Annotated in this window: 18 protein-coding genes and 1 tRNA gene; 8 read left to right on the top strand and 11 right to left on the bottom strand. The window is 50.7% G+C overall.

Annotated features, from left to right (window positions below):
* Both recJ and ACN4EK_RS27515 read right to left on the bottom strand, forming a co-directional pair.
* Positions 1–1,899, bottom strand: a 1,899-nt coding sequence (recJ, locus tag ACN4EK_RS27520) for a single-stranded-DNA-specific exonuclease RecJ (protein ID WP_431661543.1), incomplete at its 3' end; no start/stop codon positions are given.
* Between the two features lie 74 nt (positions 1,900–1,973).
* A complete protein-coding gene (locus ACN4EK_RS27515; RefSeq protein ID WP_431661542.1) occupies positions 1,974–2,543 on the bottom strand; it encodes a GNAT family N-acetyltransferase in 570 nt (189 codons plus the stop codon).
* Positions 2,544–2,719: 176 nt separating this feature from the next.
* Between ACN4EK_RS27515 and ACN4EK_RS27510 the strand changes: the two genes are divergently transcribed.
* Complete coding sequence (locus ACN4EK_RS27510; protein WP_431661540.1) at positions 2,720–3,115, top strand: FxsA family protein; 396 nt, start codon at positions 2,720–2,722, stop codon at positions 3,113–3,115.
* A 21-nt stretch (positions 3,116–3,136) separates the two neighbouring features.
* On the opposite strand, the gene ACN4EK_RS27505 is transcribed toward ACN4EK_RS27510, so the two are convergent.
* Entirely contained in the window at positions 3,137–4,072 is a 936-nt protein-coding gene (locus tag ACN4EK_RS27505) for a PD-(D/E)XK nuclease family protein (protein WP_431661539.1), read from the bottom strand.
* A 20-nt stretch (positions 4,073–4,092) separates the two neighbouring features.
* Complete coding sequence (locus tag ACN4EK_RS27500) at positions 4,093–4,677, bottom strand: PAP/fibrillin family protein (RefSeq protein WP_431661537.1); 585 nt, start codon at positions 4,675–4,677, stop codon at positions 4,093–4,095.
* Between the two features lie 366 nt (positions 4,678–5,043).
* Between ACN4EK_RS27500 and ACN4EK_RS27495 the strand changes: the two genes are divergently transcribed.
* The 4 genes from ACN4EK_RS27495 to ACN4EK_RS27480 all read left to right on the top strand — a co-directional run bounded on the left by ACN4EK_RS27495 (position 5,044) and on the right by ACN4EK_RS27480 (position 8,278).
* Positions 5,044–5,280, top strand: coding sequence for a DUF3134 domain-containing protein (locus ACN4EK_RS27495; RefSeq protein ID WP_431661536.1), 237 nt, complete (start codon positions 5,044–5,046; stop codon positions 5,278–5,280).
* Positions 5,281–5,435: 155 nt separating this feature from the next.
* A complete protein-coding gene (gene mraY, locus ACN4EK_RS27490; RefSeq protein ID WP_431661534.1) occupies positions 5,436–6,479 on the top strand; it encodes a phospho-N-acetylmuramoyl-pentapeptide-transferase in 1,044 nt (347 codons plus the stop codon).
* 228 nt (positions 6,480–6,707) lie between these two features.
* Positions 6,708–6,799, top strand: a tRNA-Ser gene (locus ACN4EK_RS27485).
* Between the two features lie 186 nt (positions 6,800–6,985).
* A complete protein-coding gene (locus ACN4EK_RS27480; protein ID WP_431661532.1) occupies positions 6,986–8,278 on the top strand; it encodes an ABC transporter substrate-binding protein in 1,293 nt (430 codons plus the stop codon).
* A 76-nt stretch (positions 8,279–8,354) separates the two neighbouring features.
* On the opposite strand, the gene ACN4EK_RS27475 is transcribed toward ACN4EK_RS27480, so the two are convergent.
* From ACN4EK_RS27475 to pbpC, 3 genes are all read right to left on the bottom strand, one after another.
* Complete coding sequence (locus tag ACN4EK_RS27475; protein ID WP_431661530.1) at positions 8,355–9,308, bottom strand: serine hydrolase; 954 nt, start codon at positions 9,306–9,308, stop codon at positions 8,355–8,357.
* Between the two features lie 30 nt (positions 9,309–9,338).
* Positions 9,339–11,669, bottom strand: a complete 2,331-nt coding sequence (locus tag ACN4EK_RS27470) for a diguanylate cyclase domain-containing protein (protein ID WP_431661528.1) — start codon at positions 11,667–11,669, stop codon at positions 9,339–9,341.
* 168 nt (positions 11,670–11,837) lie between these two features.
* Complete coding sequence (gene pbpC / locus ACN4EK_RS27465) at positions 11,838–14,306, bottom strand: penicillin-binding protein 1C (protein WP_431661527.1); 2,469 nt, start codon at positions 14,304–14,306, stop codon at positions 11,838–11,840.
* Positions 14,307–14,498: 192 nt separating this feature from the next.
* Between pbpC and ACN4EK_RS27460 the strand changes: the two genes are divergently transcribed.
* Positions 14,499–15,032: a hypothetical protein gene (locus ACN4EK_RS27460; protein WP_431661526.1), complete on the top strand. Its 534-nt coding sequence runs from the start codon at positions 14,499–14,501 to the stop codon at positions 15,030–15,032.
* A gap of 100 nt (positions 15,033–15,132) precedes the next feature.
* Positions 15,133–15,687, top strand: coding sequence for a pilus assembly FimT family protein (locus tag ACN4EK_RS27455; protein ID WP_431661524.1), 555 nt, complete (start codon positions 15,133–15,135; stop codon positions 15,685–15,687).
* 75 nt (positions 15,688–15,762) lie between these two features.
* Here the strand turns inward: ACN4EK_RS27455 and glgB are convergent, their stop codons facing one another.
* Positions 15,763–18,117 carry a 1,4-alpha-glucan branching enzyme gene (gene glgB, locus ACN4EK_RS27450; RefSeq protein WP_431661522.1) on the bottom strand — a complete coding sequence of 785 codons (2,355 nt, stop codon included), beginning with the start codon at positions 18,115–18,117 and terminating at the stop codon, positions 15,763–15,765.
* A gap of 426 nt (positions 18,118–18,543) precedes the next feature.
* A complete protein-coding gene (locus ACN4EK_RS27445) occupies positions 18,544–18,843 on the bottom strand; it encodes a 30S ribosomal protein PSRP-3 (RefSeq protein ID WP_431661521.1) in 300 nt (99 codons plus the stop codon).
* A gap of 219 nt (positions 18,844–19,062) precedes the next feature.
* On the opposite strand from ACN4EK_RS27445, the gene ACN4EK_RS27440 reads away from it, so the two are divergent.
* Positions 19,063–19,866 carry a TIGR01548 family HAD-type hydrolase gene (locus ACN4EK_RS27440; RefSeq protein WP_431661544.1) on the top strand — a complete coding sequence of 268 codons (804 nt, stop codon included), beginning with the start codon at positions 19,063–19,065 and terminating at the stop codon, positions 19,864–19,866.
* A gap of 170 nt (positions 19,867–20,036) precedes the next feature.
* Here the strand turns inward: ACN4EK_RS27440 and ACN4EK_RS27435 are convergent, their stop codons facing one another.
* Both ACN4EK_RS27435 and ruvB read right to left on the bottom strand, forming a co-directional pair.
* A complete protein-coding gene (locus ACN4EK_RS27435; protein ID WP_431661519.1) occupies positions 20,037–20,885 on the bottom strand; it encodes a tetratricopeptide repeat protein in 849 nt (282 codons plus the stop codon).
* A gap of 46 nt (positions 20,886–20,931) precedes the next feature.
* On the bottom strand, positions 20,932–22,086 hold the full coding sequence (gene ruvB, locus ACN4EK_RS27430; protein WP_431661518.1) for a Holliday junction branch migration DNA helicase RuvB: 1,155 nt from the start codon (positions 22,084–22,086) through the stop codon (positions 20,932–20,934).
* Positions 22,087–22,117 lie beyond the last annotated feature (31 nt).

Below are 22,117 nucleotides of genomic sequence, written 5' to 3'. Positions count from 1 at the left end.
GTCTCGTGGGCTCGGAGATGGTGTATAAGAGACAGTGGGGGAGGTGGGGGAGCGCCAGTCGAGAATCCAGGTTTGGTCAGTAGCGGGTTGAAGAGCCGGGGCATTGGCGGCAGGACGAACGGCAATTAGGCGAACTTCGTAGCGTTTTTTGTAATTATTGCTGTCTAATTCGACGATCGCATCGCACCGTCCAGTGGGCACTTCGTCTTTGTAATGTCCCCACCACAGCCCTGCAAATCCTTCCGACGTAGAATCATCCCGTACCGTGAACTCCGTTTTGATATAACGAACGGTTCCCCCTTTCCAATCTTGAATATTCCTATTCCAGACCTGCTCAAACCAACAATTTTGAATCAATAATTTGGGGACAGGATTGCCCATGCCACAGGGTTCCAACAGCTTCAGGGCTTGAAATAATTCCTTGCCCAGTTCTGCCACCGTCACTATGCGATCGCCTTGAATTGCTGGAGCTGCTACCGCATCCGATTGTTGGCATAACTGTTGATTAATTGCCTCAGTAAATAACGGCAAATTTTCGACGGGTAAACTTAATCCCGCCGCATAGGGATGTCCCCCAAATCGATGCAGTAAATGTTCCTGGTCTTTGACCAGTTGGTAGAGGTCAATACTGTTGACCGATCGGGCGGAGCCACGAGCTAGGGGCAATGGGGAAGGTGAGGAAGATAAGGGGGTTTCGGAGGTGCTGAGGAGAATGGTGGGTCGTCCGTATTCCTGGGCAATTTGTCCGGCAACTAAGCCGAGAACGCCGGGTTGCCATTGTTCGTCGGCCAGGACGATCGCGTAGGTAGTGGAGAGATCCAAACGGGATAGGCGATCGTTGACCTGCTGGAGGACATCTTTTTGGAGAGCTTTGCGACGGGCATTGGCTAGTTCAGTCGCTTCAGCCAGTTGGTGACAGAGAGTAGCGTCCTGGCTGGTCAAAAGTTCGACACAAAAATGGGCATCACCTTGAATTCGGCTGACGGCATTAATTCGCGGCCCTAAGCCAAAGGAAATATCGGTGGGACGATCGCCGCTGCGCTTACACAGTTCTAGCAGTTTGGCGATCCCAGGGCGAGTTATGGTTAATGTCCCTGATTGCTTTTGCAGTTGTTCAATGCCCCGTTGTGCCAGATAACGGCAATCGCCTTTCAGTTCTACGAGATCAGCAATTAGCCCGATCGCCACTAAATCTAACAACTCCTCCAGGGGCTTTTGCGGTACATCCGGCAGGGTTTGATACAGCGCTTCGACTAACTTGTAGGCAACGGCAACTCCCGACAGGTGATAGAGCGAATGCTCGGTTGGTAAATAGCGGGGATTAATAATGGCGGTAACAGGCGGACGATCGCTGGGTAAGGTGTGATGATCCGTGACGATCACATCCATTCCCAGTTCGCCAGCATACTCAATTTCTGCCAGGTTTGTGCTACCTGTGTCGCAGGTGACAATCAGCTGACACCCTTTTGTCTGTAGGGTATCAATCCCCGATCGCGAGAGTCCGTGGGATTCCGTCAGACGATTGGGAATGTAGTAAACCAGGGTTTGGTCGGGAATAAAAAATTGTCCCAAACCATCCCATAACACGGAGGTTGCTGTCACACCATCAGCATCAAAATCGCCCCAAATTGCCACCACTTCCGATTGAATTCGGGCTTGCTGCAAGCGATCGACCGCCCAGGTCATCTCCTGCCCAAACTCGAAGGGGCTGGTGGGCTGATAGTGCTGATGATTCAGGAAGCCCGCTAATTGTTGGGGATCACGAATGCCCCGTTGCCACAGCAGTTGCGCCAGATGTTCCCCTGGACTGCCAGCCAACTGACGGGCGATCGCCTGCCGAAAGGCATCCGGTAACTCAACTGTTGGATGGATCTGCCATTGCACAAATGAGTCGGGCATGGGGAATTACAGCAATAGGAGTGGTTCTACCCTAGCAACGATTGTTTATCTCGGTGCGATCGACCTGTCTGAATTCAAGATTTATTCGGACGGCGACGGGGACGCTTCCAAACTGCCCGTTCGGCTTTCTCGCGTTCGTAAGCAATCAATTTGCCATAGTAATCGTGTTTGCTCAGGTTCATCGAGAGGAACACATGCTTCCGCACATTACCAAAGCCTTTGCGAGAAAAGAACTTGATCGCGGGTGTATTCTCCGGGTCGGTGTCCACCATCATGAACCGCGCCCCATCATCGATCATCCGTTCGACCAACTTATCGACTAACTTGTCGGCAATGCCTCGCCGCTGAAACGCTGGATTCACTCCTAGCCAGGTAATGTAGCCATAGGTCCAGGAGGTTTTATTGATAATCGTGCCGAGAATGAACCCAGCCAATTGGTCTTGCACCTCTGCCACCAGACAATACTCCGGATCGGTATTAAATAACCCGATCACTTCCCACTGATCCCAGGTGCGATAGATATAGGGATACAGGTCACTGGTAAACAGCGTTTCACCGAGATGAAAGACTGGAGCCAGATCATCAATTTCCATATCCCGGATATCGATCGGGGGTAATTCAACCTCTTTAGTAGCATCTGTCATAATAGCGAATCAGAAGGATAAACAAGATGAGAAAGTAAGTTGATATATGCTAAAGCATACAAAAAAGTAGATTAGAAAAAGGATTTAGAACAGAAAATATTTTGTCGTAAGGTTGTCTGAAAACTCATATTTAGATAATAGGTCGTTTAAGCAAGAGAAAACTGAAGAAAGTAATTATGTTTAATAAAGTCAACCTAATAGCAGCATTTGTTTTAATCCCCTTTGTTGAAGTTGGTACAACTATTTTATTGACTAAGGTAGTTGGGGCGGTAGTCACCTATTCACTATTTGCGGTTTCTAATATTTTAGGGTTGATCATTCTGTGGTTTCATTGGAAGAAGGTTAAGCCTTTCTTAGATCAGATGAAGATAATAGTTGAGTTGAATGAAGAAGAGAAAACTCGACGATATGCAGACCCTAATTTTCAAAAGCAGATGATAGATCTCTATCAATTTTTTGCAAGTGTAATTCTGCTGTTAATTCCAGGATTTATCACAGACTTAGTGGCTTTTTATCTGATATATCTCTTAACGCGAAATACAAATATTCCAACACCCCAGGCAAATGATTAAAATGGAAAATCATTGCTTTCTTTAAATCAATTCTAAGGGAATCTCTTGAATATCTTCCAAGTTGGGAAGTTCAAATGAGGAGAATGTATTCACTCGATTTGATGATTCAGAGATTGGATTGGATTGCTCAATTGCCTGTCGATCGCAGCGCACAACAAAATTACACATTTGGCATTGGTCAATGCCAGTATTGATTTGGGGAAAGGCTTCGCCCTGGTGATAGTGGGCTAACCAATCAGTCAATTGATCCAGTAAACGAATCAAGTCTTTCCGAGTTTGCTCATGTCGATCGCAACTATAGTTCAACTGATAACTCTGAGGTGGCGGTGCGGACTGATCACCTAGCGTTGGAGTTTGGAAAAACCAGTAGATCATGGAAAGCTGATCAGGGCTATAGGGACTGGTTTCAGCTAACACAAACAGATACAGCCGCGTTTGCCAGCTTTGCCACAATTGCTCCGGTTGACGTGGACGCGGATAGGTTTTCCAGTCCAGAATTCTGGCAGTCCAGGGATTCGACAGCAGCAAATCATAACGCACTGAAAGTAAGTAGCCCTGAAACTCCAGAGTGCGATCGTGTTCCGTCTGCTGCCACACTTCACTCCCCTCTGGCAACAACGCCAGGATCTCTGGAGCCGCTTGCGTAAACGAGTGAAACCACTGCCGTAAACGATCGTCAGCTTGCAACATCGGTTCTACAGGTAAACCAAGCTGCCACTGTTGCAATAACAGGTGAAACTGACTACCCTGCTGTTGCCGTTCCTGTTGGGCTAGATCGGTGGGTGCCGCTAACTGCTCTAAATAAATATGTTGAAATTTGCGGGGGCAGGTGGTTAACAAGCTCAGTTGAGTTTGAGACAACCGCATGGGAAAGCTGGAAACAGGTAAGCTCACAACCGTTTGAGTCATTGCTTGAGTCGTGACGATCGCTGCCTGATTCAGATCTGCTGACTGCATTCCGACACCCGTTCCCTCAACTATTCCTTCGTCAATACAAATACACTACCTTCATTCCCCCGCCCAATCCGCAGATCTTTGTCCAGGTAGGTAATATCTAACCAACCCTGCTGATCGCGATTACTAATATTGAAGTCGATCGCAGGCAACCGTTGCCCGGATTCTAGTTGGCGAATAAAGTTGGCTGGCGACTGATAATCGACTAATCGTTGCAATCCCAACACCGATCGCTCAAAAATCACATCCACACGGCGATCGGACACTGGCATATAGCGGGCAGCGACACTGACCAACCCCTCTAAAAAGGGCAATCCATACACTTCAGCAATATTGTAAACTCTGGCTTCAGCTACCCGAATACATTGATAGACCTGCCCTAACTTCAGCAACGGCAACTGATCAAGGCCCAAAATGCCGCGACTCGTGGTGTAAAGCAAACGCCAATCGCCATCCAATAACTCTCCCGCTTCCACCGGACGGGGCGTAGGGTTCCGATCTTCCAATTGGGCAACGGCGGCTAGAATCGACTGCTTGCCCGTCTCCGTTACCAACAATCCCCGATTTTTGCCTGCGATCGCTTCTAGTAATTCTGCTTTACCCAGCATGATCGTAAGTCCTTATGATGATTGGTCTTGAATCAGCCCAGGGCGATCGGCACTCTGTAATCCACCGAAAGCCATCATGCCTTGCTTTACCGCCCTATCCTCCCCATCTTCCCAACCTCCCTACTTTGCGAACCTCCCGACCTGCCTCTCCTTAACTCCAACTCTCTCCCAAGTCAGAACCGCATCTGTTTCCCACGAAACTTGGCAGGGCATCCTAAACTCAGATAAGGTTTAAGTAAATATTGCAATGTATTGTAATGGTGATACACTCTGGGTGTTTCATCATCATGCCTATCATCAGCAGTGCGTCTGTGGCATATTGGTTTCGGTACCGTAACCATCGTTTCTATCTGACCTTAAGGTTTTATGACATACAATCCCTCTCTGCGCGAAGAGCCAAGGTTTCAGCGAGCTAGCGTAATTCCAGAACGGCACGATACCTCCATTCTAGATTGGTTGGAGCAATCGGGTCGTTTGCTGGCACGGGACAATGCCGATTTTGACTATGTTGATGATGAAGAAGAAATTAACGAGTTGATGGCAACGGATGATGGCTCGTTTGATCTAGATGAAGATGATGATGATTTGGATCTAGAAGACTAGGAAAGAGTATTGACAAATCATTGATGAGTCTGCATTATTAACGCGTCTTTTGATCCTGACCGTCATCGCTGGTGTGTGAAGTGTGTGGAGTGAAGTGAAATCCTGTGGACGCGAAATTTCTTACTAGTCGATCAACCAAACTTTCAGGAACCCTGTTGTTCGTTCTACTGGTGACTGGATTAGGGGTGGCGGCACTCTTGCTTGACTGGGCAGCCGGACGATCGCCGTTTGAACTATTCTCCCTAACCCTACCAATCTGGGTCTCTGCCGTCGCCTCTGCCGCCTTAGGAATTTGGGTCGTGCCCATGCTCCGAGCCTTAAAAGCCGGACAAATTATTCGGGAAGACGGTCCGCAAGCTCATTTGAAGAAAGCTGGCACCCCAACAATGGGCGGCATTTTCTTTATTCCCGTCGCGCTAGTCGTGGCTCTCTGTTGGTCTGGGTTTTCGGCTCCGGTTGTTGCGGTTTCTGTGCTCACCTGCGGCTATGCCGCGATCGGCTGGTTAGACGATTGGCAAATTATTCGGCGGAAGTCGAATAAAGGAATTTCTCCCCGCACGAAACTGAATTTGCAAATTGCGATCGCCGTTGCCTTTTGTCTCTGGATGAAAGTGACCCAACCCGAGAGCATGACCAGCATCGCCCTGCCTCTGGGATTAACTCTTCCTCTGGGCTTCGTGTTCTGGCTCTTAGCCGGATTTGTTCTGGTTGCCGAAAGCAACGCGACGAACCTGACGGATGGCTTGGATGGTTTAGCCGGTGGCACCGCCGCGATCGCCTTCCTGGGTTTGGGTGCCCTGATTGCCCCCAATCATCCGGAGTTAATGCTGCTGTGTGCCTGCTTCAGTGGCAGTTGCCTCGGTTTCTTAATCCATAACCGCAACCCTGCCCGTGTTTTCATGGGAGATACGGGGTCACTGGCGATCGGCGGGGCACTAGCCGCGATCGCACTTCTGAGTAATAACTTATTTGCACTGGTGATCTTAGGCGGGCTATTTCTGGTAGAAACCCTATCGGTAATTGCTCAGGTCAGCTACTACAAAGCCACTAAAGGTCCTGATGGCATTGGCAAACGGTTGTTTAGAATGTCTCCTTTCCATAACCATCTGGTGCTGGAAGGCTGGTCAGAACCCCGGATTGTAGCGCTGTTTTACCTCGTCGCTGGATTACTCGCCTGTTTAACGCTGGCGGTTTGCTGATTCCCGCCGATCACGCCACACGGGTCACAGCCGCAGCAAAATTAGCCGATTACATCAATCATTTACATCCCGAGAGCCAGAACTGGTAGGTCGCTAATTGCCCCGGTTCTGGCTCTTGCAGTATCGACTGCATCTAAAATTGCCAACGTGCGGCTAAATAAATCGCGATTTTGTTGTCTGGATGATTCACATATAGGCGAGATCTGCTATGATGGTTTCTCGTCACCTGGAGAGGTGGCTGAGTGGTCGAAAGCGGCAGATTGCTAATCTGTTGTACGGATCGAAAGGCCGTACCGAGGGTTCGAATCCCTCCCTCTCCGTTTTTCAACAAAATATCTTAGGCTGACTAGCCAGAAAAGCACTGGGTTAGTCGCCTCGATTGATCCTGGGTAATTGGTGCTGAATTATTACCCGATCATAGTAATTTTCAATTGGCAACAATCAACGTCACACCTAATCCCTATAATCGTGTGAATAATGTGGCGTGTTGAGGAGGTCGGAGATTCATGCACAAGTCAGTCTTAACGAGTCGGTTTAAGCTACGGGGAGCGATCGCGCTAGGCTTAATCACCATCATTAGCGGATTTTTTGCCGCCGCCTGTCAGGAGTCCCCCACCGCGACAACCACCAACAGCTTAAAGATTGGCTCTTTGCTCCCGGCTACAGGGGATCTGGCATCGGTCGGACAACCCATGTTAGGGGCAGTACCCTTACTGGTAGAAACTGTGAATCAATGCGGTGGGGTCAATGGGTCGCCAATCACTCTAGTCCCCAATACCGATGATCAGACCGATCCCTCGGCAGGGGCAGAAGGCATGACCAAGCTCGCCGAAGTCGATCGGGTAGCCGGAGTCGTGGGGTCGTTTGCCAGTAGTGTGTCCTCTGCCGCCGCGCCGATTGCCGTCCGCAATAAGGTGATGCTGATTTCTCCGGGCAGCACCAGTCCTGTATTCACCGAACGGGCTCGCCAGGGTGATTTTCAGGGTTACTGGGCACGTACCGCTCCCCCAGATACCTACCAGGCACAGGCCCTCGCCAAATTGGCCCATGAACGGGGGTTTAAGACCGCTGCCACGATCGTGATCAATAACGATTACGGCGTTGGGTTTGAGAAGGAGTTTATCCAGGCATTTGAAAAGTTGGGTGGTCAGGTGACGAATAAAGCCAAGCCCACTCGCTATGATCCCAAAGCCACGACGTTTGATACGGAAGTCCAAGCTGCCTTCGCAGGTAAACCGGAAGCCGTTGCCGCGATCGCCTATGCAGAAACTGGCGCATTACTGTTAAAAACCGCTTACCAACAGGGATTAAGTCAGGGAGTCCAGGTGCTGCTAACCGATGGCTCTAAGTCAGAACAGTTTCCGGGTCAGGTGGGTAAAACCAGTGATGGCAAATTTATTATCACCGGGGCGATCGGGACGATTCCCGGTGCAGACGGTAAAGCCCTGGAGGCATTCACCAAGCAATGGCAGGAAAAGTTTGGTAGACCTCCGGTGGAATATGCGGCTCAATCCTGGGATGCCGCCGCCCTTCTGGCGTTAGCCGCTCAAGCTGCCCAAGCCAACACCGGGGATGCCATTAAGTCTAAGCTGCGGGATGTCGCCAATGCTCCCGGAGTCGAGGTTTCCGATGTCTGTGAAGCTCTGAAACTCCTGAGAGATGGGCAGGAGATCAACTACCAGGGGGCTAGCGGCAACGTTGATATTGACGAAAATGGAGATGTCGTCGGGGTCTATGACGTTTGGCGGGTAGAAGCAGACGGTAAGTTGACAACCGTAGATAAGGTTAATCCGCAATAGCCTGTAACCTGTTGTAGCCGAGTAAAGCCGGTGGTGGATAGACAGACGCAATCCTGATTTGAGTCAGTTCGCGGCTCTAGACGACACTATGGCTGAGCGATCGCATCCCTTCCACCACTTGCCGTGAAATAAAGGGCAGGATGGATTCATTCTTGCTGAACTCCCTACTGTCCATAAATACCACTAACAGGTAAGGATGGCAGTCAGGAAGCTCAATGTAAGCCGCATCATGCCGCACTTGAGGAGTTTCTGTAGCCGTTGACCAGAGGCAGGCATCCATTGGTAAACCCGCCCCCAAAAAGCCCGTAATTGGATGATTGAGCTGTGGCGATCGCGATTCCACCGTCAACGATCGCCGGAATAAATTCATCATTGTCTGCGATCGGATTGCTGAGACAGCCACCCCACCGACGATACTATGCAGCAAGCGAGCGGTGGCGATCGTGGTCAACATATTTCGGTTATCCAGCAATTCCCCTAGAAATATCCGCTCTCGCCCATAGGCACCATCACACCAGGTTTTTTGATTAATATTAATCGTCTGAAATTCCGTCCACCCAAAGGATTCCAAGTAGCGATTGATCAAATTACGTTGGACTTTCCAGGTGGCAAAGGGCCCCGGGGCAAGTTCCGGCCCACTGGTTGTTCCGGTCAATACATCTACCACTAAACTCGTAGCATCATGACTCGCATCCACGATCATGTCTCGAACCGCCCGATCGAGTTCGGCGGATGGCTGTGCCATACCTCGTTCTAGCCACTCCTGCACCGCAACGAGGTAAAACAACCTGACAATGCCTGCCGGATCAATGCGTTCTACCCCCCGGTAGCTATACCCTCGCGGCGTATATTGCCAGAAAGCTTCTGCCGTTAGCGCTCCCCCCGTATTCATCGGCGACGGTGGATCGTAGACCAACCAGGTCAGAGCCAACTGGTTACGCGCTAACCCCGGAAAGGCAGCCCAAACGCTTTCCAGCAAGCGATCGCCTAGCTGCTGCAACCCATTATCCTGATCAAAAAACAAGCTCACACCCAGACCTCTCAATCACCAAATTTCTCCTCAGGCAGCATCAAATACTGTACAGTCTCGTCCTTGGTGTTTTGCCCGATAGAGGGCGGTATCTGCCGCAGTAATCAGGACATCTGGCAATAAATCTAACGTTGGGACGATCGTCGCTACCCCCAAACTCAGTGTGACATAGCCATTGACGGCGGACTGGGCATGGGACAGTTTCAGGTGAGCAATCCCCTGCCGAATCGTTTCTGCCACCACATAGGCTCCCGCTGCATCGGTATAGGGCAAAATGATGCCAAACTCTTCGCCCCCGTAGCGGGCAACTAAATCCGTGGGGCGCTTCACCAAGAGACTCATTGCCTGAGCAATCTGATATAGACACTCATCTCCTTTTTGATGACCATAGTGATCGTTATAGGCTTTGAAATAGTCCACATCACACAGGATCAACGATAACGGCGATTGTTCGCGGATCGCTCGATTCCATTCCTGGGTAAGATACGCATCAAATTGGCGGCGGTTGGCAACCTGCGTTAAGCCATCTAGCGTCACTAAATGTTCCAGTTCTAAATTGAGCCGTCGCAGGGCAATTTCGGCTTTTTTGCGCTCGGCAATCTCTTGCTTTAAGGCTAACGTGCGCTCCTGTACCTGCCGTTCTAGCGTATGGCTATAGTCCGCCAGCAATTGTTCTATTTGTTTACGATCGGTAATATCAATCACAACACCATCCCAAATCACATCACCATTGGGCTGTAATTCAGGGGTAGAAAAGGCATTGACCCATTTGAGATTGCCAGAGGCTGTCGTAATCCGAAACTCCAATGACCAAGATTGTAAACTTTGCCGCGATTGTTGAACGGTTTGCTGGATCAGCTTCAGATCGTCGATCGGTATCATCCGCCATAGCTGGCTGGGGTCGTTGACGATGAGATCAGGATCCGTTTCAAACCAATCCCGAAAGCGAGGGCTGATATACAGAAAGCCATCCCTGCCATCCGTCCGCACATAATAGCGATAAATTACGCCGGGGATATTCTCAGTCAACCGACGATACTTCCCTTCACTATGTTGTAGGGCAGCAAAGGAGGTCTGAAGTTGCTCTGCCATATCATCAAAGGATTTTGCCAGTTCTCCCACTTCATCCGATCGCTGCATCTCAACGGGGTGATGTAACTTTCCCAAAGCGATCTCCTTAGCGGCTGTATTTAAGTACAAGATTGGCGAGATCACCCACCGGGCGGTGGCAATCCCAATCATCACCGCGATCACTAACGCCACTCCGCATAGCACCAGCGTTAACCGGGTATTGGCATGGATTTGTCCCATAAATTCCGATTCTGGAACCGCTGTCACAATCAGCCAATTCAGCCCAAACGCATCCCGCCAAGGCATCACTTGCACAAAGCGGCGTTGCCCATCTACCTGCACATCTAACCGTTGAGGTGTTTGAATCCGATGTACGCCACCTACCTCTGCTTCTAACTGCTGCACCGTCGTCCGAATAAATGGATCCGCCGTAGTCAACGCCGATCGCCGTTTGAGCGTCCCGTTCGGCGCAACGGTGTAGGTGGGCTGCTGATTCGAACTAGCCACCAGTAACCCATTCGGCTCCAGGATGAAAATTTCTCCGGAGCGCGTCAGGCTAGAGCGCTGTAGAAATGCACTAATGTCATTGAGATATAAATCTACAGCCGCCACCCCTGCTAACTGCCCCTGACGATCGCGAAAGGGCTTCACCGCCGTAATCGTCAGTCCGCTGTTCGCCTCCCCAATGAAGGCATAAATTTCGCTCCAGGTTGCCTTACCTACTTGCACCGCCGCCTTATACCAGGGACGACGACGGGGATCATAATTTGGACTTACCCCAATTTGCGTTGTTCGCTGCCCCTGGGCATTCGTGGCATAGGAAAGATAGTTGCCCTGGGTCGTACCATCCGTGACCTCAATAATGTAGGACAACTGACCATTGCGTCGCGTGGGGCCTGCACCAATGAACTTACCCTGTTCATCTCCAACATAAATGAAGCTGGCTGCGTCAAAGGTTTCAACCCGTTTGAGGAAATACCGATCGAGCGATCGTAGATCCTGTTCTTGCAGCGTAATATTGCCTAACTCCAGGTCATCCACCACCAGTTCTACAATATTTTGTGGCAGAGCCGTGTAGGATTCCAGGTGTTGTCGGGTGCGATCGCTGACCTCAGCCATTAACTGATTCGCTAGTTCACCCACTGCCTGCTGACCATTCCGAAATGACAGGTAGCCAACCAGTCCAACCGTACCAACAATTTGCAGCACAAACGGCACGACCATAACGGTACGCAGCGGAACCTTGCCCAACACTTGAGCGGTGATGCGGTTAACCAATTTGAGCCACATGGCAGCACTGAATTTCTCTATCCTCTAGCAAGATGCTTTTGATTTGGCTGCTATCCCCACTATCCCCGATCCACGGACGATTGCCTTCCGCTTAAATGCTTGATCGGATGCGATCGGACAGACGCGCAACTACCGAATTTCTTACCACAGAACATTAGCAGCAATCTATCAATTCCTTGGCTGAAACGAAAACCCGCGCCGAGTCTGCGATCGGGCATCGGCTACTTCCACCTGAAACTGCACCTGATCCGTTTGGTCACCACTTTTTACCTGTAAAATCCAGTTCCCTGGTTGTAATGTCCAAAACACAGAACTCGCGGTCTGGGTGGCTAACCGTTGCCCATTTAACCGCCACTCCACGGGTTGAGCTGGCATCGCTGCCAGTTTGAACTCTAACCGTTCCATTGCCGCCGTTTGGGCGATCGCAGCTGTCCTGGTCGCAGGCGGTGACATCAAGAACACGTCTCCATTACCGGGTGTAATGATTTTCAAAGCTGAGTTCGTTACGACATTGGTTACGCGCACACTTGCAGGCTGCATCGCTAACCACTCGTGATACTCCGGAGGAAGCTGAAAACGATATTGCGGTTTGCCATTATGAGTCTGCACTACCTGATAGAACGGATCAGGTTGGCGTTCGTATTCAGCCAGATCCGCCGGGGCAAAATATTCTGCCACGATCGCGGGACATACCGGATGAGGTCGCGCTCCGGATACAGCACAGATCGGTCGGCTGACCATTCCCTCTGGAACTGGAAACGCCGCAGGTTCTCGTTGTTCATGTAAATGCAACATAATCCGATGCCATAAGGGAGCCGCTCCCGTCACCCCAGACACCTTCTGCATCGGGGCACTATCAAAATTCCCGACCCAAACCGCTACAGTATAGTCACTGGTAAATCCAACGGTCCAGGTATCGCGAAAGTCGGACGAGGTTCCCGTTTTGACTGCTGCCGGAAAAGGCAAGGTTAGCAAAGAGTCTACCCCAAAGGCTTTGGCGCGGGCGTGGGAGTCACTTAGCATGTCGGTGATCAGTTGCCAGGGGGTGGGGGAGGGAGAGGAGAGTGCCGGTGAGGCAGATGAGGGAGATGGGGAAGACAGAGAAGATGGGGAAGAGTCTAAAATTTTGGTGTTGAGCGGAATGGCGGCTCCGCTCCGGGCGATCGTCACATAGGCTTGTGCTAATTCCCATAGGTTGACTTCCCCACTACCGAGCGTCAGCCCTAATCCGTAATGATCGGGCGATCGCGTCAGGTGAACAAAGCCCAGTTGATGCAGCCGCTCTAAAAATGCTGGGACACCCACCTTTTCCAAAATCCGCACTGCGGGGATATTCAGCGAGTTTGCCAGAGCCACCCGAACCCGGACGGGTCCCTGAAAGGTTTCACTATAATCCGCAGGAGTATACAACCGAGCCCCGGGAATGGCATACCGGGTCGGTACATCGGCTAAAACGGTATTAGGACGAATCGTTTGATTTTCCAGTGCCAATTCATACAGGAACGGTTTCAGCGTCGAACCGGGTTGTCGTAGGGCTTGAACGCCATCATTCCGCCCCATCTGGGCTTCGGCGAAGTAGTCCGGCGACCCTACATAAGCCAGCACATCACCCGACTCGTTATCGATCACCAATGCCGCCGCATGGTGAACATTTTGAGCGGTCAGGCTACCAATCACCTGCTGTACCTGAGTTTCCACAAATTGTTGCAGGGGACGATCGATCGTTGTGCGAACCTGCGCCGGAGGATCGGTCAATTGGCTGGCTAACCAAAACAAGAAATGAGGCGCGGCAATGATTCCCTGTTGCCGGGGTTGCAGGGAAATCGCTTCGGTATAGACGCGATCGCTCTCGGTTTGGGTCAGATGCCCTGCCTTGATCATTTGCTCCAGCACATAGCGCTGACGTTTTTTTAACGCTGACCAGTGATCGTAAGGATGAAGCCGATTGGGGTCATTGGGGATCCCTGCCAGCAAACTGGCTTGGGCGATCGTCAAATCCTGCGCCGGAATGCCAAAGTAACTCCGAGCAGCCGCTTCTACGCCGTAAACATTACCACCCATCGGCAACCGATTAATGTAAGCCCGCAGAATCTCATCCTGGCTCATTCCGGCTACCAGCCGCCAGGAGAGCCAAATTTCCTTCAGCTTACTGGGTAGGTCACGCGGGGCTGGCTCCAACATGCGTGCTAGTTGCATGGTGATGGTAGAAGCCCCACTCATGACTTGCCGCGCCTGAATCGCTTCTAAGATCGCTCGGACGATCGCGCGTTCATCCAACGCCCCATGCTGATAAAACCGTCGATCTTCAGCCGCAATAATTGCCTGGAGAAAATAGGGCGATACCTGGTTTAACTCAACGGCAACGGTGTGTTCCTGATCGCGCGTCAGCAGTGTTCCTAACGGTAATCCCTGACGATCGCTGAATGCGATCGCCTGCTGATCCTGGACTAAATCCCTGGCTCGGATTGGGGCGAGATAGGGCAGCGATCGTACCCCCAGGAGGAACACACTCAGAATCAGGACACCCCGCCAAAACCAGGAACGCCTTACCCATAGCTGCGATCGCAGAAAGTTATAAACGGCTTTGAGCCATTGCCGCCCTCGACGTTGCCAGGAAACCCACTGCCGCCTGCCCATACTGCATTATCCCAGTCAAGAGTATTGCCCCACTTCCAGCCATCCACCTTTCACTGGAAGCTGTTAACTCACTACATCTTGCCGTGTAACCAATCCGGGCAGCCAGGCGGGATTGATAGTTTGTAACGATCGCCCTTCCGAAACCCACTCAGTTCTGCTTGAAAACTCCAATACCCCCTTCTATATCCCGTTATGAAACGAACTCAAGCCACTCTTCTGACGATTACTCTTAGCATTGGCTGTCTACTACTCAGTGGCTGGTTTGCTGCGCCAGCCTTAGCCGGACGTTATGTATTGAACCAAACCCCACAAACCATTCAACGCTACTTTGGGCGCCCACTCAAAATTGAGACATCGGCCACCAATCCACAGCAGAAAACTTATTTTTACTCAGCCCGCCCCATTCGCCGTATATTCCCTACTTTTCCGGTACAGGGACAGTTTGGCATGACCTATGTCAACGATCGGGTCAAAACTATCTGGCTTGCTCCCCGTACACCGGAAACTGGCTCGTTCTCCTACGACCCTAAAGCCTTTTTTAACTACATCTTTGGCTATCAGCCACCCATTTTGAAACAACTTCGAGTCTCCGGGGGACATGAAGGGTTTGCCGCCTACAAAGCGTGTTTAGGAGATGGGGTAATTACGACCTATATCGAGTATCGCCTAGGTAGTGATAACATCTCGCTTACCTACGACCCCGTATGTGAACCCCCGTACAAATAAACCGTAATTTTTTCTCTTAAGAATCCCCAATTGCCTCGATGCTCCTAAATGCTCTAGCGGCTGAAAATAAGACGACTTAGAGATTTTAGGAGTATCTACCATGAGCCAGCTAGCTGGAGCCGCCCTGCATCGGCGGTTCAAATTTCGTTCGTCTACATCTGGGTTCACCCTGCTAGAAGTGCTGGTAATGGTAGCGATCGGGGGCATGATTTTAGCGATCGCGGCACCAGTCAGCAGTCGGATGATGAATACACAACGGTTAAATGTTGCTCAATCCGAACTGCTGCAAGCCATGCGACAGGCACAGAGTCAGGCGAAACAAAGCCGTAGCATTTGGGTCACCAGTCTGCGGAATCATCGTGGCAATGTGCAATGGGCAAATCATCCGGCTAATGAGTTACCCAGCGAAGCCCAGTGGAAAAATCTTGATACCGCCATTCAGATCGATACAGAAACGACGTTATCCCAGGTGAATGGTTTGTATCGGGTGCAATTCAACCATGAGGGACGCGTGAATGGGCAACTGGGACGAATTACCTTTTCCAGCAAAAGTGGCGGCACCGCCAAACGCTGCCTTGTCATTTCCACCCTACTGGGAGCCATTCGCAAAGCGGGCGATCGTCCAACTCCGGTTGATGGGCGATCGTGCTATTGAGGGTTTATCAAGATGACAAGCAATTGCTCATAAGTCATGACCTATGAGCAATCACTTCATCTGTTGACAGACGTGTTACGCTTCGTCCGTTGTGGAGCCACTAGAAAATGCTTTCAGTTGTTTAGCCTTTTCTGCTTCCATCGCCGCGATCGCAGCATCAGTCTTCTCTCGATCTAGTTTTAAAACCAACACGCCTAATGGAGGCAAACATAGATCGATCGAGTAGGGACGATTATGGTACGACCATTCCTCAGACCACTTACCACCGAGATTCCCCATATTGCTACCGCCAAAATCACGGGCATCACTGTTAAACAGTTCTGAGTAGAAGCCCCATTCTGGAACACCAACGCGGTAGTGGGCATGGGGTTGCGGCGTAAAGTTGCAAACCGTCACCACAAACTCGCCCGTATCTTTTGCCCAGCGAATGAAGGACACCACACTATGGCGATTATCGCTACAGTCGATCCATTCAAAGCCATTTTGCCCGAAGTCCTGCGAGTAGAGAGAGGGTTCAGTGCGATACAAATGGTTTAACTGACTGAAGAAATACTTCAGTTTTTGATGGGATTCGTATTGCAGTAAGTGCCATTCCAGATCGCCCCAGACATTCCACTCGCTCCACTGCCCAATCTCCATGCTCATGAACAGGGTCTTCTTACCGGGATGGCAGAACATGTAAGTAAACAGACAGCGCACATTCGCGAACTTTTGCCATTCATCCCCCGGCATTTTACCGATCATGGCACTCTTACAATGCACTACCTCATCATGGGACAGCGCCAGCATGAAGTTTTCGCTGTAGTGATACCAGATACTAAAGGTAACGTTGTTCTGGTGGAACTGCCGGAACCAGGGATCCATACTGAAGTAATCCAGCATGTCGTGCATCCAGCCCATGTTCCACTTCAGGTTAAACCCTAAACCACCCACGTAGGTCGGCCAGGAGACCATCGGCCAGGATGTGGATTCTTCCGCGATCGTCAGGACACCCGGAAAATAGCTAAAGATCGTATGGTTCAACTGCCTTAGGAAATCAGCCGCTTCCAGGTTTTCTCGACCACCGTACTGGTTGGCAATCCATTCGCCATCTTTCCGGAGGTAATCCAGGTACAGCATGGATGCCACCGCATCTACCCGAATCCCGTCAATATGATACTTGTCGAACCAGAACAGGGCATTGGAAACTAAGAAATTCCGAACTTCATTCCGCCCATAATCAAAAACGAGCGTTCCCCACTCTTTATGTTCCCCTTTGCGAGGATCGGGATATTCATACAGATGGCTACCATCAAAGAACGCCAGTCCATGCCCATCTTTGGGGAAGTGACCGGGCACCCAGTCCACGATCACCCCGATGCCATTCTGGTGGCATAAATCGATCAAGTACATCAAATCCTGAGGACGACCGAAGCGAGAGGTCGCCGCAAAATAACCTGTCACCTGATAGCCCCACGAACCATCAAACGGATGTTCCGCCACGGGCAGTAGCTCAATATGGGTAAAGCCTAATTCCTTTACATAAGGAACTAGCTTATCTGCCATTTCTCGGTAAGTCAGGAACCGCGCTCCCGGATTCAGTTCTGACGTAATCACCACAGGTTCTTCAGTTCCATCGGGCAGTCGGGCAGGCTCGGCGGAAGAGGCATGGAGCCAGGAACCCAAATGCACTTCATAGACCGAAATCGGTTGAGTCAGTGGCTCGGCATGGCGACGTTGCTCCATCCAATCCTGGTCGTTCCAGGTATAGGAATCTAAATTAGTGACAATCGAAGCGGTTTTGGGGCGGACTTCTTGCTGGAAGCCATAGGGGTCAGACTTCTCGTAAATATGACCTTCCCAGTTCTTAATTTCATATTTATAGTGGTCGCCTTCTCCTAAGCCAGGAATGAACAGTTCCCAAATCCCACTGGAACCTTTACGCATCTGGTGCTTGCGACCATCCCAATAGTTGAAGTCACCAATGACGGAGACATTGCGGGCATTGGGAGCCCAAACCGCAAAATAAACCCCCTTAACACCATTTTGTTCGGTCAGGTGCGCCCCCATCTTTTCGTAAATCCGATGGTGGTTACCTTCCCCAAACAGATGCAGATCGAAATCCGTCAGCATCGGCGATCGAAAGGCATAGGTATCGTAGATGACCCGTTCATGCTCACCCTCTTTCAGCCGTAACTGATAGTTGGCTAATTCGGGAGTCTCGATCGTGCATTCAAAAAAGTTCGGGTGATGAATCGTCTGCATCGGATATTCCTTCCGTTCCTCCGGGCAGACCACCCAAACAGCTTCAGCAGTCGGTTGGTAGGTACGTACAACCCAGGTAGTCTTACCATCTTGCTCAGTTTGATGGGGACCCAGCACTTCAAAGGGATCATGATGCTGATTCCAAACGATCCGGTCAACCTGATCAGGGGTAATGGTCATTGTCATGAAGCTGCCTACCTAGAGAATTTCAAAGCTGCAAGAATACAAGAATGTAAAAGAATAGCAACCAACTGTAATAAACCGTATCAAATCATCGCCAAAGTCTCAATTAATTTGACAAGATTCTGCTAAATGCTGAGTGACACCCACGATCGCAATGCCGATCGTCAAATTGCCAAGCATCTGCCATCTAAACCCTAGGGCAGTGAACCAGTTGTGATCCGCTCTCAGGCTGTCAGTTCAAAGTTTAAGAGCTAGAGTCTGGAATTCACTCTGACCTCAGAAACAGTCCTGTAATCTAGCCTGCATCCCTCAACAAAGTGAAGCCGCCCTCACTCTACCATTCCGTGAGTCAGGGCGGCTAGACTAGCTGAAGCTATCTGGAAGTCTGGTTTGTCCAGAGGCAATTGCCTGGAATTTTTCTTTGCACCTTTAGGCGCTACCGGTGAAGGTCACTTCAGGAAACTTCGCCTGAGCCTCTGCCATCGGACGGTTTCTGCCTTCCTCTTGCCAGTAATTAATCACTTCAGTGGCTTTGTTCAGCAGTTCTACCCGGTCAACCTCAGAAATCCAGTGCTTCGCTTCTAGCTCATTTTTGAGCTGTTCCCACGCATCATTACGGGGCCAGAAAAAATAAGAGGTTAGGGGGCTAGTTCCCTTACCCACAACCTGATCAACCGCAAGAGCAACGTTCTCATCTAACCACAGAACTTTCAGAATAAACTTCGGCAATCTAACCTCCAGCAACAACCCAGAATCGTCAATTCGTTACAATCGACCATTCTACCGCAATGGTTCGACTTGGTAAAAGAGGAATTCTAAAGATTGCCGCCTGAATTTAAGGCATCAGGATAACTGGAAAGCGATATTTTTTGAGCAGCGCAGTGATGAACCCAGGAGACAGTATAGTTTCTGAAGCGTTTAAGGATAAATAGAGAGGTAGGGTTGCCAGTGATCAAAACAGCGATCGTGGTGTTTGACATTGATGGCGTGGTGCGGGATGTTAGCGGTTCCTACCGCCGAGCGCTTGCCGACACCGTAGAACAATTTACGCAAGCAGCCTATCGTCCTTCCCAGGAAGATATCGATGACCTGAAAACCGAAGGCCGCTGGAATAACGATTGGGAAGCTTCCCAGGAAATGATTTATCGCTATTTTGAGTCCCAAGGACGATCGCGCTCAAGTGTTCAAAGTGATCCGAGGACTACATTCACCTATGAAGAACTAGTGGCGTTTTTCCAATCCCGGTATCGCGGCACTGATCCAGTTCACTGGAATGGCTATATCTGCCAGGAACCCTTGTTGATGACAGCCACTTACCTGGATAGTTTGACGCAAGCAGGCATCCAGTGGGGGTTTTTCAGTGGCGCTACTCGGGGTTCGGCGGGCTATGTGTTGGAAAAACGCCTGGGGTTACAGGCTCCCGTCCTAGTCGCGATGGAGGATGCCCCCGGCAAGCCTGATCCGACTGGACTGCAACAGACCGTCGAGCGATTACAGGTATCCCTGGAATCCCGATCGCCCGTAATTTATGTGGGAGATACCGTTGCCGATATGTTCACGGCAAAACACGCCCGAGAGCAATATCCCGATCGCTCCTGGTTTGGAGTTGGCGTGATTCCTCCCCATGCCCAAACCAACGCCGAACACCGAGATACCTATGCTGCCACCCTCAGGCAAGCCGGAGCAGAGATGGTGTTAGACAATGTGCAGGAGCTAACGCCGGGAGCGATCGAGCGGTTGTTAGGAAGTTGATGAATGGGAGATAGGGAGATAGGGAGATAGGGAGATAGGGAGATAGGGAGATAGGGAGATAGGGAGATAGGGAGATAGGGAGATAGGGAGATAGGGAGATAGGGAGATAGGGAGATAGGGAGATAGGGAGATAGGGAGATAGGGAGGTGGTTGCTATCTCCAGGCAGGGATTACGATTTCAGGCTGAGGAACTTCTCCATCGCCGCGACCATAGCTGGCGGCCAGCGACGGATATTTTTTAGCCAATCCAGGTCTTTGTAGCGGGAGTCTAGCCCGATCGCCGATACCCATTGGCTTTCCGCTTCCCCTTGCTTACCATCTGTCCAGAGGGCGGCGGTGAGGGATGCCCGCATATCGGCAAACTGCGGATATTTGCGGACTAAATTTCGCATGGTGCGGATCGCTTCGGCAGTATCACCCGTTTGATACAGTGCCAGGGCATAATTACCTCGGGCAAAGGCATAGGTGGGAGCTAAGTCAGCCGCTTGTTTGTAGTCCACGATGGCTTGATCCCATTCCCCAAACCCAGCTTTTGCATTACCCCGATTATTTAAGGCAATCGGATCATTCGGACTGAGTTCCAATACTTTGTTGTAATCCGCGATCGCAGCTTCCCATCGTCCCAAGCCTTCTAGCGCAATGCCTCGGTTCAGATAGGGGTCAGGAGACTGAGGAGCTAACTCGATCGCCTTTTGATAATCTGCTAACGCACTTTCTAACTTGTTCTGACTGACTTTGGCATTTCCCCGATTACTCCAGGCGGCTGGATTATCGGGAAATCGCTCAATCAGCTTTGTCCAATAGGTTTCAGCCGTTGGAAAATCACCTTCGTTCGTCGCCTTTAACGCTTGACTGGATAACTCATTCAATTCCTCAAACAAATCCAGTACCGATGGCTGACTCACCTCAGTTGGTTTTTCGGTGGCAGCAGAGGTTGCGGCGATTGCCGTTTGCGGTACTGACCAGAGCAGCATAACCAATAGCAATGCCAGTAAGGAGTTCAGGATTCGCGACACCATAAGCACCTATAGGAAAATGAGTTGAAGATGAGAGAGGATAGGGAGATTACAACAGGGAAAGTTGGCTATCGGGAGGCTGGTAGCCCAGGTGTTTCCAGGCAGCAGCCGTAGCAATGCGTCCCCGATGCGTCCGATTCAAATAACCAATTTGTAACAGGTAGGGTTCGTAGACTTCCTCGATCGTCTGGGCATCTTCACCCGTCGCGGCTGCCATGGTTTCCAGCCCCACCGGACCACCGTTAAAGTTTTCGATCATGACGCTTAGTAAACGCCGATCCGTCCAATCCAGTCCACAGGGATCAACATTAAACCGTTCCAACGCTTCCGCCGCGATCGTTTGGGTAATGACTCCGGTTGCTTTGACTTCCACATAATCCCGCACTCGCTTCAACAGCCGATTGGCAATCCGAGGGGTTCCCCGCGCCCGACGGGCAATTTCCCCTGCACCATCCGGACTAATTGGCGTATTCAGTAACGTCGCTGTCCGCAAGACAATCTGCGTCAGTTCTTCCTGCTCATAGAAGCGCAACCGTTGAATTAAACCAAAGCGATCGCGCAGGGGTGAGGTCAAAGCACCCACGCGGGTGGTTGCCCCCACCAAGGTAAACCGTTGTAGCGGCACCGATCGCGTCCGGGCACTCGATCCCTTACCAATCATCACATCTAGCCGAAAATCTTCCATTGCCGGATAGAGAATTTCTTCCGTCACTTTCGGCAATCGGTGAATTTCATCAATAAACAAGACATCTCCAGGCTGGAGATTAACTAATAGTCCGGCAATATCCCGGGGGCGTTCCAGAGCTGGAGCCGTGGTAATTTTGCAGCCCACGCCCATTTCAGCCGCCAAGATCAGCGATAACGTGGTTTTGCCTAACCCCGGTGGTCCATACAACAGCAAGTGATCTAACGACTCGTTTCTGGCTTTGGCTGCCCGGATGGCAATATCCAAAACTTCTTTCAGATCTTTTTGCCCGATGTATTCTGCCAGACGGCGGGGGCGTAAACTCTCTTCCGGTTGACCGTTTTCCTCAGGTTTCGCCTCGGGTTTTAGCAGGGGTTCGGTAGCCGGGGCTGTTTTAGCAGGCGATCGCGCCCCTATCGCCTCAGCCGTTGGCTCCGGGGAATTGACATTCGGTACTGCTGCCGATGGCTCCTGACCGTTAGAATCAGCAGGCTGTTTTTTAGAGGAGATTATTGCCATACTCGTAAATCATACCCAGAGATTCCCGAAG

Origin of the sequence: Pantanalinema rosaneae CENA516 (genome assembly GCF_050753385.1) — a bacterium.
Taxonomy (GTDB): domain Bacteria; phylum Cyanobacteriota; class Cyanobacteriia; order Leptolyngbyales; family Leptolyngbyaceae; genus Pantanalinema; species Pantanalinema rosaneae.
The sequence above is the reverse complement of the archived record's forward strand: the minus strand, read 5'-3'. Positions and strand labels throughout refer to the sequence as shown.